This window comes from Acidaminococcus massiliensis (assembly GCF_900095825.1).
In the GTDB taxonomy this organism is placed as follows: Bacteria; Bacillota; Negativicutes; order Acidaminococcales; family Acidaminococcaceae; genus Acidaminococcus; species Acidaminococcus massiliensis.
Window position 1 is genome coordinate 232,863 of the sequence record NZ_LT608315.1, and the last position, 14,062, is coordinate 246,924.

13 protein-coding genes are annotated in these 14,062 nt (G+C 54.3%); 2 read left to right on the forward strand and 11 right to left on the reverse strand.

The features are described from left to right. Window positions 1-48 precede the first annotated feature (48 nt). Entirely contained in the window at window positions 49-1,605 is a 1,557-nt protein-coding gene (locus BQ2657_RS01255) for a YfcC family protein (RefSeq protein ID WP_075579013.1), read from the reverse strand. 288 nt (window positions 1,606-1,893) lie between these two features. Here BQ2657_RS01255 and aroD point away from each other — a divergent pair, with 288 nt between their 5' ends. Continuing rightward, on the forward strand, window positions 1,894-2,649 hold the full coding sequence (gene aroD / locus BQ2657_RS01260; RefSeq protein WP_075579014.1) for a type I 3-dehydroquinate dehydratase: 756 nt from the start codon (window positions 1,894-1,896) through the stop codon (window positions 2,647-2,649). Window positions 2,650-2,722: 73 nt separating this feature from the next. Here aroD and BQ2657_RS01265 read toward each other — a convergent pair whose 3' ends face one another. Continuing rightward, window positions 2,723-4,162 carry an aldehyde dehydrogenase family protein gene (locus tag BQ2657_RS01265; RefSeq protein WP_075579015.1) on the reverse strand — a complete coding sequence of 480 codons (1,440 nt, stop codon included), beginning with the start codon at window positions 4,160-4,162 and terminating at the stop codon, window positions 2,723-2,725. A 189-nt stretch (window positions 4,163-4,351) separates the two neighbouring features. Here BQ2657_RS01265 and BQ2657_RS01270 point away from each other — a divergent pair, with 189 nt between their 5' ends. Beyond that, window positions 4,352-5,323, forward strand: a complete 972-nt coding sequence (locus BQ2657_RS01270) for a LysR family transcriptional regulator (protein WP_075579016.1) — start codon at window positions 4,352-4,354, stop codon at window positions 5,321-5,323. Here the strand turns inward: BQ2657_RS01270 and BQ2657_RS12575 are convergent. From BQ2657_RS12575 to BQ2657_RS01310, 9 genes are all read right to left on the reverse strand, one after another. Beyond that, window positions 5,262-5,486 (reverse strand): AEC family transporter, encoded by a 225-nt coding sequence (locus BQ2657_RS12575; protein ID WP_083236125.1) that lies wholly within the window; start codon window positions 5,484-5,486, stop codon window positions 5,262-5,264. The two genes, BQ2657_RS01270 and BQ2657_RS12575, sit on opposite strands and share 62 nt — an antisense overlap. Next, window positions 5,447-6,211: an AEC family transporter gene (locus tag BQ2657_RS01275; RefSeq protein ID WP_083236126.1), complete on the reverse strand. Its 765-nt coding sequence runs from the start codon at window positions 6,209-6,211 to the stop codon at window positions 5,447-5,449. Before BQ2657_RS01275 ends, BQ2657_RS12575 begins: the two co-directional genes overlap by 40 nt. A gap of 83 nt (window positions 6,212-6,294) precedes the next feature. After that, the gene (locus tag BQ2657_RS01280) at window positions 6,295-7,263 is read right to left on the reverse strand and encodes a hydroxymethylglutaryl-CoA lyase (protein WP_075579017.1); all 969 of its coding nucleotides are present in this window, start codon (window positions 7,261-7,263) and stop codon (window positions 6,295-6,297) included. A gap of 12 nt (window positions 7,264-7,275) precedes the next feature. Further along, window positions 7,276-8,151, reverse strand: a complete 876-nt coding sequence (locus tag BQ2657_RS01285) for an isocitrate lyase/PEP mutase family protein (protein ID WP_232708981.1) — start codon at window positions 8,149-8,151, stop codon at window positions 7,276-7,278. 69 nt (window positions 8,152-8,220) lie between these two features. Continuing rightward, on the reverse strand, window positions 8,221-10,056 hold the full coding sequence (locus BQ2657_RS01290) for a thiamine pyrophosphate-binding protein (protein WP_075579018.1): 1,836 nt from the start codon (window positions 10,054-10,056) through the stop codon (window positions 8,221-8,223). 15 nt (window positions 10,057-10,071) lie between these two features. Beyond that, window positions 10,072-10,998 carry a LysR family transcriptional regulator gene (locus tag BQ2657_RS01295; RefSeq protein ID WP_075579019.1) on the reverse strand — a complete coding sequence of 309 codons (927 nt, stop codon included), beginning with the start codon at window positions 10,996-10,998 and terminating at the stop codon, window positions 10,072-10,074. A gap of 83 nt (window positions 10,999-11,081) precedes the next feature. Then, window positions 11,082-12,152 (reverse strand): TRAP transporter substrate-binding protein, encoded by a 1,071-nt coding sequence (locus BQ2657_RS01300; protein WP_075579020.1) that lies wholly within the window; start codon window positions 12,150-12,152, stop codon window positions 11,082-11,084. 40 nt (window positions 12,153-12,192) lie between these two features. Then, the gene (locus tag BQ2657_RS01305) at window positions 12,193-13,503 is read right to left on the reverse strand and encodes a TRAP transporter large permease (protein WP_075579021.1); all 1,311 of its coding nucleotides are present in this window, start codon (window positions 13,501-13,503) and stop codon (window positions 12,193-12,195) included. Between the two features lie 2 nt (window positions 13,504-13,505). Then, window positions 13,506-14,060, reverse strand: a complete 555-nt coding sequence (locus BQ2657_RS01310) for a TRAP transporter small permease (RefSeq protein ID WP_075579022.1) — start codon at window positions 14,058-14,060, stop codon at window positions 13,506-13,508. Between the last annotated feature and the right edge of the window lie 2 nt (window positions 14,061-14,062).

Here is a 14,062-nt window from a genome sequence, read left to right on the forward strand (position 1 = left end):
TCAGAATCTCCTTTGCTGTTTGATTGGTTCCATTATACTGCAAACGGGTCATAAAATCCCCAACATGGGTGCCACAGAAACGATGATGCCGCCAGTAATGAGGAGGAGCAGGGCGCCTTTCAAGATAAACCGGAGATAGATGTCATAAGGCACCTTGTACAGTTCCAAAGTCCCCATATTGGTGGCACTGGGATAAAGAGCACTGGTGAAGTTGAGCCCGATGGTGAAGCTGGCAATCAGCAGCACCTGGCCCCCCACCGGGCCGATGGGAGCGGTCTCATAGAGGGCATAGGCCACGGCACCCAAGATGGGCATGGTGATCCCGGCCACCCCGCTGGTGGACTGCATGAAGAACCCGATGGCCACATAGGACAGGATGACTGCCAAAGAGAAAGCCCAGGAAGGGACTCCCTGAAGGGCATTCTGGATCCAGTACACGAAAGTGACGGACATGCCTGCGGTCTTGCTGCCCATGATCACAGAGATTCCGTTGGCAATGGCCAGCACCAGGACCACACTGAGCAGGTCCCGGGCCCCAGCGATGAATTCTTTGATGAAGGTGGCTTCCGGGATCTTGTTGATGATCCCCAAGAGCAGCGCCCCAGCCAAGAATACAAAGGAAAATTCTTCAAAATACCAGTCCCCGAAATGGGTGTAATGACCGGCACCCAACAGATTTCCCACCACCGGCACTTTGGCCAAGGAGGTGAAGGGCAGGTTCACCAAGGTCTTCAGGGTGGTCCCATCAGCGAATTTGAGGGAATCCCAGGGCATGTAGCCGCAGATCATGGCCAGGACGATCAGCACCAGGAGGCCGATGGACCAAGCCTGCCGGGACGTGATCTCCACTTCTTCCTGTTTTTCTTCCACCAGGGTGTTCACCGGCAGCCCGGCCACAATGGATTTGGAGGGATCCTTCTTCACTCGGGCTGCATACTGGAGCATGTAGGCCAGTGCTACCAAGTAAAGGATCACAAAGAGCACCAGCCGCAGGACGATGCCGCTACCCAAGGAAAGGGATTCGTTGCCGATGGCCCCCACCGCTGCCCCCAGGGAGAAGGGGTTCACCACACTGGCCATATTGCCTGCCGTGGCCCCTACGGTCAGGACCCCGATCCCGGTGACCACATCGTAGCCGGCCAGGACGAAAAGAGGCACCACCGCCATGGAATAAGCGGGGATTTCTTCCCACAGCCCATAGACAGCCCCAAAGAGCGCGGAAAAGAAAGTCAGTACCACAATCAGGGTCTTTCCGGTAAAGCGCTTCAACAGCCAGCCGATCCCGGCCCGCATGGCCCCTACATAGTTCAGCAGGTGGAGGAAGGCCCCTGCCATCAGGAGGGCAAAACAAAGCTGGGCCGCTTTGACGAACCCTTTGGCCGGTGCCATGATGATGTCCCACAGACCCATAGGCTGCAGTCCCTGCCCGGCCATCACTTTCCCTTTCACCAGGATGGCATCGTAGATGATCTTCTTGGTCCCATGATCATTGACGACCACCGACTGGGGCACGAACCAGGTCAGGATGGCGGTAAAGATCAGGAAAAGGAACACGATGGAATAGGAGCTGAGCATCTTGCTTTTCTTTTTGGGTTGATCCGACATTTTACATTCCTTCTTTCTCCAGTCGCAGGCATGGAAAGGCTGCCGTTTGCAGTTGTCCACTATAAAAAAAATTATAGCATAGATTTTTGAAAGTTTCGAATCCTCAGTGTATTTTTGTTTGACTACGTCTGTCCTGCATTTGTCAGGAAAGCCGTATCTTATTTTACATTTTTTCTCTATTTACTCCCTGTTTTCCTGTTTTATTTGACAACATGGTGAAATCGTATTATATTTTTATTTATTTACAATAGACATTGCGCAGCAAGGGGATAAAAAGGAGTCTTTACCATGAACAAGGTCGTAACCGTCAAAAACATCAAGATCGGCGAAGGGATCCCGAAAATTGCCATACCTATTTCCGATTCTGACTATGCGGGAATCAAGAAATCTGTCAACCTGATTATGAATTCCCCTTGTGATCTCATCGAATGGCGGGGGGATTTCTACAATGATGTCACAGATCCGGAGGTCCGGATCAAACCTCTGACCCTTTTCCGGAACCAGCTCTGGAACCTGCCCGTGCTGTTCACCATCCGGACAGATGTGGAAGGGGGCATGATGGAGATTGACACCAAAGACTATACAGATCTGCTCCTGGCCGTCATCGACAGCGGTCTGATCGATATCGTAGATGTAGAGCTGTCACGGGGAGAAAAGACCGTCCGGACCGTCGTTCAGGCAGCCCATGATGCGGGTGTCAAGGTCATGGGTTCCCGTCACAATTTCAAGAATACCCCGGATAAAGATGTGATCATCCGCAGCCTGGTGAAGATGCAGGAACTGGGCTGTGATCTGGTGAAATATGCTGTGATGCCCCAATCGGAACGGGATGTACTGACCCTCCTGGATACGACCCTGACCATGAAGGAAGAATATAGCGATACTCCGGTGGTCACCATGTCCATGGGACACCTGGGCGTGGTCAGCCGGATCTGCGGTCAGGTTTTCGGCTCCGCCATCACCTTCGGCACCGCCGGAAAGGCTTCTGCCCCCGGGCAGCTGCCGGCCAATGGCCTGTCCATCTTCCTGAAGAGCTTATCCTGACCATAAAAAACTCCACGGCCCAGAGGGGTTGGCCGTGGAGTTTTTTTATGGAAATCGGGAGAAGGAAACTTATTTATTCTTCGTCCATGCCCGGTTTGAAGAAATCTCCGAACAGTTCTTCATTGGAAGGCATATCGTATTTCAAAGGACGGGATACCCAGGTGGTATTCATGTAATGTTTCAGGGAAATGTTTTCAGATACAATGTTGCCGCCCCAGGTACCGCAGCCCATGGAAGAAGTGGGAGGCATACCGTTCCAGGCAGATCCGGAGTTGCCCCGGTTGTTGGGCTGACGGACCATAATCCGGGAAACCGGTGCTGCCATGCCCAGACGGTTGATGTGGTCATCATCAAAAGAGTAGATGCCACAGGAATGGCCCTTACCCCCTACTTCAAAGATGGCCCTCATCATATCCAGGGCATTTTCAAATTCGCCCTTGTATTTGAACAGGGTCAGCAGGGTGGTCAGTTTCTCGCTGGAGAAGAAGAACTGTTTCCCTACATGTTCGATCCCGCCACCGGTCACAGCAATGAACTTCCGGTCCGCCGGGATGGTGAAGCCGGCTGCTTCCGCCAGTTTCTGGGGGCTGATGGCAACGGTGTCCGGCAGGCGATGGCCGGTTTCGTCCCACATGACTTTTTTGATCTTTTCGGCTTCTTCTTCCGTGGCCAGATAAGCCCCCTGTTCCACCAAAGCCTTGACGAAACCGTCGTACACTTCTTCAGAAATCACCAGGTTCCCATCACAGGAACAGCCGGAGCCAAAGTCAGAAGTCTTGGAGATCCGGGTATTTTCAGCCGCTTCTTTCTGCCGTTCCGGAGTGTTGCAGGTGTTGTCGATGATGACCGTGGCATTGCCGGCCCCGCTGCCGTAAGCCGGTACACCCTGGCTGTAGGCGGCTTTCACCATGGGCCGTCCGCCGGTGGCGATGATCAGGTCCGCCCGCTTCATCAGTTCAGCAGATACGGCAATGCTGGGTTTCTCGATGCCCTGGAGGATATCTGCCGGAGCCCCCTCCCGCACCAGGGTATCCCGGATGATGTTGATGATCTTGTTGGTCACATTTTTCGCTCTGGGATGGGGAGAAAACACGATGGTATCCCGGCATTTGATGGAGAAAATCACCTGGCCGGCAGGGGTCAGACAGGGATTGGTGGTCGGCACCAGGGAAGCGATCACGCCCACCGGTTTGGCATATTTCACGATGCCTTTTTCCGGGATTTCTTCGATGACCCCGATGCTGGGATTGCGCAGGCAGTCTCTCAGGATCAGTTTGATTTTGTTCCGTTTGTTCCGTTTGCTGATTTTATCCCCCAGACCGGTTTCATCCACCGCTTCATCGCAGATAGGACCCCACACCTTCATATCGCAGACGGCTGCGGCTACAGCTTGGCACAGCCGATCCACACGGGCTTGGTCATAGGTTTCGATGATCTTCTGGGCAGCTTTTGCCCGGGCGATCTTTTCCTCCACCATTTTGATTTCTTCAGGGGTTGCTTCTCTCGTTGCCATTCTAATCTCTCCTTTTCTATTTTTATTGGATTTGTGTCATTCCTCTTGCTATTTAGAGTATACTGATAATTATGGGGAAACTCCAATACATGTTTTCTGGATTCATGATAGACGGTCTCTATGAATACGTTGTCCCTTCCCCGACCCTATGGTAGAATACAAGCAACAGGATAAGGAGGTAAATGTCCTATGACACTGCTGCAGCTGCTGTATTTCGAAACCCTTGCCCGGATGCTCCATTATACCCATGCAGCCCAGGAACTGCACATTTCCCAGCCCAGTCTTTCTTATGCCATGAACGAACTGGAAAAAGAACTGGGCGTCAAACTGTTCCTTCGAGAAAAACGGCGCATCGCCCTGACGCCCTACGGCCAGCGTTTCCTTCCCTATGTCCAGAAGGCCCTCAGCTGCCTGGATCAGGGAAAACTCTCCCTCCAGACCATGAAGGGAGAAGAAAAGAACATCCTCCACCTGGGCTACTTCCACTCCATTTCCTCTTCCTTTGTACCGCCTCTGATCGAATCCTTCTACCAGGCACCGGAACACCGCAGGATCCACTTCCAGTTCATGGAGGGGACTTCGTATGAAATCTACTCTCAGGTAAAAGAAGGGAAACTGGATCTAGGGTTTTCCACCCACCACGGACCGGGCATCCAGACCTGCCTGGTGATGAAACAGCCCCTGTACCTGGTAGTCCCTTTGGAACATCCTCTGGCCAAGAAGAATTCTGTGACTTTTAACGATTTCGCCAAAGAACCCATCATCGGTCTGACCCGGGGCAGCAATCTCCGGGATCAGCTGGACAGGACCTTCCTGTCTCATCACATTGCCCCTAACCTGGTGTTTGAAGTCCAGGAATGCAATGCTGCTCTCCAGTACATCGATCTGAAATTCGGAGTGGGGATCCTGCCGGAAATCCCCACCCTGCATACGGCTCGGGTGGTCGCCCTGCCCATTGCGGAAAAAGAAGCCACCTTCATCCGGAATGTATTCCTGATCTGGGATCCGGACCGGCCCATGAGCCCCGCAGTGGAAGCCGTAAGGGATTTCATCGTGGACCACTACAGCCTGAAAGGACAGGAGGATTCCCTCCCGGTGCCTACCCCTGACGGAAGAAGGAATAAGCCAGGGGGAACAGCACCGCGACATAAAGAAGGGTAGTTTCCAAAAAAGCGGCCACGGCCAGATCCACATTCAAGTGGAACAGCTGGGCGGTGATCACCGCATTGATGGCCACAGGGGCGGAGGCAGCCAGGAAAATAGTCCCCAGGATCACCGGATCCGTCACCACCAGGCTGGAAGCGCCGTAAAGCAGCAGGGGCACCAGCAGGAACCGGATGGGGAGCAGAGCCCTGCCGCCTGCCGGAGATAGTGGAAAGCCCGATGGAAATCGATGGTATACCCCACCGGTGTAAAGGCGATCCAAGCCTGGATATGGACCAACATCCGGAAGAAATCAGTGACGAAGCCGGGCCGCTCCACTTGGAACAGCTGGAGGCCCAGACCGATGAGCATCCCAACCACTCCCAGCTGTTTCGGGGTAAAAAGCAGTTCCCGGAGATTGAACTGCAGAGGGGCTTTCCCACCGACACTGCTTCCCCTGGCCGCATAATACTGGGCCAGAGGAAAAGCCAGCACCACCATCAAAATATTCTGGGGCACCGCAAAAAGCTGCACATAGGCAAAACTCAATTCCCCATAGAGGATGTAGCCGCAGATGCCTGCCAAGGTGCCGATATTGGCCAGCATGGCTGCGACTACCAAAGTCCCCTGGTCCACAAAGGACTGGTGCCGGCACAAAGGGGCCATCATCCCCGCCGAAAGGAAAGCGGTCAAAAGGCTCAGGAGCGGCAGCAGGAGGAGATCCCCCTGGAGGGGCAGGATCCAGAAGCTGAGCAGGTTCATCACCGTGATCAGCACCACCACATTGAACAGCATCATGCCGTTGCACTGGGCCATCGTCATCCATTTCCGGCGCCGGAGGAAATAGCCGGCTGCCAGAGGGCAGAAAACATCGAACAGGACGGTAAAAAGCTGGGCATGGTTCACAATTCTTTTTCCTCCTTATCCATCCAAAAATCAAACCCGCATAAAGGTATTTTACTCCTTTGTGCGGGTCTTTTGCTCTCTGATTATTTCTTTTCAGGAGTCTGTGTATGATTTTTTCCCTGCCGGGTAGGTACGTCCAGGATCAGGTCGCTGGCTTTCCCTGCCCGGAGCAGATAACTGTCCGTGGGACGGCCTAAAAATTCTGCCACCTTACGGCTGATGGCCATGAGCCGGTCCAAATCGATGCCCGTGGCAATCCCCATTTCATCCAACATGTGGACCACATCTTCACTGGATACGTTCCCAGCCGCTCCCGGTACGAAAGGACATCCTCCCGTCCCGGCAAAACTGGTGTCATACTGGGTGAAGCCTTCACTGAGCCCGGCCAAGATATTGGCGATTCCCAGTCCCCGTGTATTGTGGAAATGGAGCCACCAGGAACAATCCGGATATTTCGCCTTCACGGTCCGGCAGATTTCTGCTACCTGGGAAGGATAGGCCATGCCAGAGGCGTCGGACAGGCTGATTTCCCGGATTCCCACTTCCCGATAGGCTTCGATGATCTTGCACACCACGCTCACAGGGATCTCTTTGTCCCAGGGAGAGCCGAAAGCCATGGAAATGGAGCCGGAGATTTCGATGCCCTCTTCTTTTGCCCGTTCCACGCAGACGGCGAACCGTGCCACACTTTCCGCCGGAGTACAGTTCAGGTTGGCCAGATTATGGGCCACAGAAGCGGACACATTCAGTTTCACTTTTTTACAGCCGCAGGCTACGGCCCGTTCCACCCCTTTTAAGTTGGCAATGAGGGCCCGGTATTCCACCCCTGGCTTCTGGCGGATCCCCTGGAACACTGCATCCGTATCCGCTACCTGGGGCACCGCTTTAGGGCTCACGAAGCTTCCCACCTCGATGACCGGGAATCCGGCCGCTGTCAGGTCGTTCACGGCCTGGATCTTCTGTTCCGTGGTCATGATCTTCTTTTCGTTCTGCAGACCGTCCCGGAGGCCCACTTCGCAGATACGTACTTGTTTTACATCAGTCAATGCCATCCCGTTCACCTCTTATTTCTTGATGTAGCGGTTCCCCGCTTCCACCAGTTCATCCACATGGACCAGTTTGATGTAGGTCTCGAAATCGATCATATCTCCTTCATACCCTTCCGGTGTGCCATGTTCCTTAATATATTTCAGGATCCGGAGTTCCGCAGCCACTTGTGCGAACAGCACACTGAAGGGGAAAGTGATGATCTTGTATCCCAGTTTCTTCCCACAGTCTTCCGTAGTGAAATCTTTGAAGAAGGGCTGATTGGGGAAATATCCCAGATGGATGGGACCATGGACCTTTTCCGGCAGGCTGACCAGAGCTTCCCGGGATTTGGGCAGGATCTTCACCATATCCGCGCCCGCATCCAGATACGCATTGGCCCGGTCAACGGCTTCTGCATCCGGCGCATCGGTCCTGGCGATGATCAACAGGTCCGGGTCTTTCCGGGTATCCACGGCTGCCTGGATCTTCCCGCACATTTCATCCACACTGATGACTTCGGTCTTGGACAGGAAGGGGCAGTTGGGGGGCTGCTGCTGGTCTTCGATGAAGAACCCGGCCACCCCGGTCTTTTCATATTCCTTCACGGTACGGATCACATTCAGGGCATTGCCATATCCCCCTTCTGCATCACAGATGATAGGGATATCCACAGCATCGGCCATCTTGCTCAGGATATCCACCGATTCATTGAGAGCCAGGAGTCCGGAATCCGGCTGGGCCAGCACCACCCCGTGCATCCCATAGCCGGTGGTCCCGCAGACCTGGAAGCCCGCTACCTCGATGGCCCGAGCACTCAAGGCATCATAGGCGCAGGGCGCTACCAGATAATCATTTTCAGCCAGCAGACGGCGCAGTTTGGTAGTCATCCGCTCTTTTTTCTTCATGCTCATAGGGATACTTGCTCCTTTCATCCAGAAAAGGCTCTGTCCTCCAGGGAAAACAGAGCCTTGCACCTTCTATTATTTTCCCTTGTGGGATTTGGCATGATTGGGAGCGACAAATTCTCCCCGCTCATTTTTCACCAGTTTCCCGTCTTCCACCAGTTTGTTGGGGCTGTAGATATCATTGATGTTCCAGCAGCCCGGGGTGGGCACCACGATGTTTTCCATGGGCGCTTCCACCAAGAAAGGACGGCCTTCCCGATTGGCTTTCAGGGCTGCTTCCATGGCCGGCTTGAATTCATCTGCGCTGTGGACACAGATGGCTTCCACCCCGTAGGCACGGGCCACACCGGCCCAGCTGGGGCTGTAAGATTTCCCATCCGGGGTATGGAAAGTGGTCCCGAATTTGGTCCCGTAATTGGCATTTTCCAACCCGGCAATGGTCCCGAACGCAGAGTTGTTCATGACCACCCAAGTGCAGGGGATATCCTGTTCCACCGCCGTTGCCAGACAGGTAGGGTTCACCCCGAAACCTCCGTCGCCGGTGAGGGTGATGCAGATCTTATCCGGTTTTCCCAGTTTGCCTCCCAGGACGGCGGAAGCCCCGAAGCCCATGGTGGCCAGCCCGGAAGAATGGTGGATGGTCCCAGGGACCGTAATGTCATACTGCTGGGCCACCCCATTTTTGTTCCAGCCCACATCCGTGAAGATTTCCGCATCTTCCGGCAGGACCTCTTTCACATCCTTCAAGATCCGCTGAGGGGTCATCGGGAAGCGGCCGTCATTGGAGATGGCTTCATTCTGTTTCTTGAAAGCCGCTTTGGCATCTGCAATGGCTTTCCGCAATTCCGGATGCTGTTTTCCTTCCGGACAGATTTCCTTCACTTCCGCCAGGATCTGCTGGAGTCCCAGTTTCAGATCCCCTACGGCTCCAATGGCCACCGGATAATTCCGGCCGATTTCTGCCGGGTCGATGTCGATCTGGAGGAATTCCGTATGGTCCGGATCAAAGGTCACTCCCCGGTACCAGCTGGAGCTGTCGGCTTCTGCAAACCGAGTCCCCAGGCCCAGGATCACATCGGCTTTGGACGTCAGGGAATGGGTGAATTCCATGCCCCAGAAACCGGTCTGTCCGATCATCAGCGGATGGGCATCGCTGATGCAGCCCTGGCCCATCAAGGTCCGGGAAACAGGGATGTCCAGGAATTCTGCCAGGGCTGCCAGTTCGTCTGAAGCCTGGGCCAGGAGGATCCCGCCGCCGGCATGCATCACCGGATGTTCCGCAGCTACCAGTTTCTCGGCAATGGCTTTGGCCGCTGCCGGATCCAGAGCTGGTTTCATGGTGATATGGCTGTCTTTGTAAGTCCGGTCCCAAATATAATCTTCCACTTCCCGAGAGAAGATATCCATGGGCACATCGATGAGTACCGGGCCGGGACGGCCGGATTCTGCCAGGCGGAAGGCCTTGTCCATGATTTCCGCCATGGATTCCGGGTCATCCACCCGCCAAGCCCGTTTCACTACAGGTTCCAGGATCCGGTACTGGGTCCCGTCCCCGTGCATGTTCACTTCCTGATGGGGATGCTTGCCAAAATAATAGCTAGGCACATCCCCGGCGATGACCACCATGGGGATGGAGTCGAAAGCTGCATTGGCCACCCCGGTGAGCACATTGGTCAGGCCGGGTCCCAGGTGGCACAGGACCACGGAAGCCTTGTGGGTCACCCGGGCATAGCCGTCCGCCGCCGTAGACGCCACGGCTTCATGCCGATTGGAAATATATCTCACTTTTTTGCTGCGGCTCAAGGCATCCAGCATCCCGATCACCGTATGTCCGCACAGACCGAATACATATTTCACATCCCGCCGTTCCAGGTAATCCACCATCAGATCGGCAACCAGTTTCTTCGTCATTGCATTCCCTCCTGTTTATTCCGTATTGGCAAGGGCAATCCCTTTCCGTTGAAAATACTGATTCAGTACGTCTCCGCTGCGGATGACGTAATTTTTGAAATATTCCACGGCCGGAGCCGTATACCGTTCCTGATTCCACTGGAGGTAGATTCCCCGGTCCCGGATGCCGTCCTCGATGGAAAGGATCTTTGTCCCAAAGGGAACTCCTATCAGGGGATAAGGAACGATGGCCACCCCGTGGCCGGCTGCCACGATCCCGTAAAGGATCACATCATTGGGACTTTCCATGACCACATTGACCTGGATGCCCCGTTCCTGGAACAGCTGATCCACCTGGTTCCGGATCTGGCCGGAAGCATCGAAGGCGACAAAATCCACCCCTTGGAAATCCTTCATCTTCAGGCTTTTCCGCCGGGCCAGAGGATGATGTTCCGGCACCAGAGCCACCAGAGGATGTTTCCCCACATAACAGGCCCCAATCTGGGGGGCATCGATCCGGGTGCAGAAGATCAGGTCCACTTTCCCTTCCAGCAAATTTTTCCGCAGGTCATACCAGCCCTGGGAACCGTACTGGAACTGGACCCCCAGCCGGTTGGTCTCGCTCCGGTACCGGATCAACAGATCCGTTGCAAAGGCCTCCACCGAGTAAAATCCTGCACAATTGACACTCCCGGTGTTGGGATTGGTATATTCCTTCAGGGTATTGATCCCTGATTCCAGGGTATTCAGGGTCCGCAGGGCATAGGGCAGGAAGAGTTCTCCCGCCTTGGTCAGCCGGATGTTCCGGCCGTGGGGCTCGAACAGCTTGGTCCCCAGCTCATTTTCCATGTCCCGCATGGCATGGCTCAGGTTGGACTGGCTCACATGGAGCCGGTAAGCAGCCTTCGTATAATGTTCCAGTTCCGCGATTGCCGTGAAATAATACAGCCATTGTAATTGCATAACGTAGATTCCCCTAAAGACTGGATATGACAAGATTTACACATATTTTATCATACCCAGTCTTTTTCTGGGGTCAGCCAGGCTTATTTGCTGGCAGCATCCAGTTCCTTGGTCAGCAAGGTCCCCAGGCCGCCAACTTGTTCATCGATCTTTTTGTTCAGTTCCTGTACCCCAGGGAGAGCCAATACCTGATCATAGAAAGATTTTTCATAGGTCACCAGGGTCATTCCCTTCTTTTTCAGGGTTTCCTTGTTGTCCTGATCCACTTTGGACAGGGTGGGAGCCAGTTCCTTCAGGGCTTCCTGCACCGCCTGGTTCAGGGCTTTCTGATAGGCAGGATCCAGGCTGTCATAGGCCTTTTTGTTGATGCAGATCTGGTTGGCATAGAGGATGTGGTTGGTATCTGCCACATACTTCTGCACTTCATTGAAGTTAGCGGATACAATGGTGTCAGCCGCATTTTCTTCCGCATCTACGGTACCGCTCTGGAGTGCGAAGTACAGTTCCGGCCAAGCCAGCGGAGTGGGGTTAGCCCCCAGGGCGGACCAGAAGGCCATATGGTTCTTATTGCTCATGGTACGGATCTTCAGCCCTTTGAAATCTTCCAGGTTCTTCAGATCCTTGTTGGCAGTGGTCAGCCGGAAGGTAGCGTTCTGGAGGATCCCCAAATAATGGAGCCCGGCCTTTTCATAGGCTCCGGAGAGCTTCTTATGGAATTCCCCATTCCCGTTCAGGACCTTATCGATGGTCTTGCCGTCATATTTGGCAAAGGACATGGGCATATCGAAAACGGCGGTTTCCGGGATGATGGCGGTCACCGGAGCCATCTGGCTGACCACAATCTGGATGTCGTTGGATTTCAGCTGCCGGAGCAGGTCTTCGTCCCCACCCAATTCCGAATTGGGGTGATAGTCGATTTTCAGTTTGCCGCCAGTGATCTTGTCTACATTCTTGGCCACCAGTTCTCCAAACCGTTGGCCGGCGGAATCCTTCCCTGCAGAGTCGGCCCCAATCAGTTCCACGGTCTTCAGTTTGGCATATTCACCGCTCCCGGCCGCTTCTTTTTTGGTTTCTTCTCCGCCGCAGCCGGTGAGACCCATGAGCATCAAACTTGCCAGCAAGACACCTGCCGCTTTTTTCCAAGAGTTTTTCATGATATTGCCTCCTTTTTATAAAAATCTGTATTGGATCGATTTATTTGGCTGCTACTTTCAAAAGCCCGGGCAGATAGGTGGAGATACTGGGCACATAGGTGATGACGAACAAGGCCACCACGAAAGCCAGGATGAAGGGGACAGCTTTTTTTGCCACACTCATGGGCTGCTGTTCCGCGATGTTCCCGGCCACGAACAGGTCCAAGCCGAATGGCGGCGTGGCCAGACCGATGGACAGGCAGCATACCAGTACAACCCCCAGATGGACAGGATCCACACCCAGTTTCACACAGGCCGGCAGCAATACCGGTGCCAGGATGATGATGGCCGGACCCGTATCCATGACCATGCCCAGCAGGAAGAAGAAGATCACCAGGACAGTCAGGACGGTAAAGCTGGAATGGAAGTTCCCCAGGATGAAGGTTTCCACCGTCCGGGTAGCCCGGGTCAAGGACAGTACCCGCCCGAAAGCAGTGGCAAAAGCCAGGACGAATGCCAGACCGCCATAGGTCTTGACAGATTCGCAGAGCATGGGGATCAGTTCGCTGATTTTCATGGTCTTATAGATGAAGAGAGAAACGATCAGTGCATAGAACACGGAAACCGTAGCGGCTTCTGTAGGAGTGGTGAACCCGGTGTAGATGCCCCCCAGGACGATCACCGGGCAGAGCAGCGCCCAGAAACTGTCCTTGAAGAGTTTCAGGAAACCCTGGGCAGCTAGTTCATCCATACGGGCCTTGATTTTCTCTTTGTCTTCCCCGTGTCTGGCACAGTAATAGACTGCATAGACCATCAGTGCCAGGCCGATCAGGATTCCAGGGAATACGCCGCCCAGGAATAGGTCCCCAGTGGAGACCCCGGTGGCCAAAGAATACAGGACAAAAGGAATGGACGGCGGGATGATGACCCCCAGGCCGCCGGCTACGGCGATCAGCCCAGCGCTCCAGGTCCGGTTATAGCCCAGGTCCGTCAGGAAGGGGACACACATGGCCCCTACGGCAGCCGTGGTTGCCGGACCGGAACCGGAAATGGCTCCGTAGAACAGACAGGTAAGGATCACTGCACAGGGCAGTCCTCCGGTAAAATGGCCGGCAAAATAGGCAAAGAAGTTGAACAGCTTCCGGGAGATTCCCCCCTTGGCCATGATCACGCCTCCCAGGATGAACAGTGGGACTGCCAGGATGGGAGTAGAGTTGGCTCCGGAGAACGTATTGTTCAGGAGCTGCACCACGGATCCGCCCTTGTGGAGGATCTCGATGGGAGCCACCGACCCCAGGATCATGCTGACACTGATGGGAATGGAAACTGCGATGGCGATCAAGAATACTGCAAATACCATAACCGCTGCCATACTCAATCATCCCCTTCCTGTGCCATGCTGGCTTCTTTGGCTGCATCCTGCATGGTCTGCTCGATGGTACTCAATTCTTTCTTATGGAAATCCCGGATATGGATCACGATCATCTGGATGCCCCGGATCGTCCCCAGGAAAAAACCGATGACCATGAAGGCATAGACAAAAGCCATGGACCACTGCATGGCCGGAGAGATTTCCCGGCTCCGGGCGATGTTGTTATACACATCGATGGAATAATATCCCAGGTAAGCCATGCTGACGGCCGTAATGACATCCACCGCCAAATTGATGATTTTCTTCAGCAGATCCGGGAGCAGGTCCTTCAGGACACCCACCCGCAGCATGTTTTCCATCCGGATGGTATAAGGAAGGGAGATGAAGACGCTCCAGATCCACATGAACCGGCAGAATTCCTCTGCCCAGGTCAGGGAACTCATCCCCGGGATCTTCCGCACAATGACCTGCAGCATGCTGACGCAGGCGATCAGCACCAGCATGATGACCAAAAAGGTCTCCTCCAGGTGTTTGTCCAGCCACCGTATGACTTTCATGA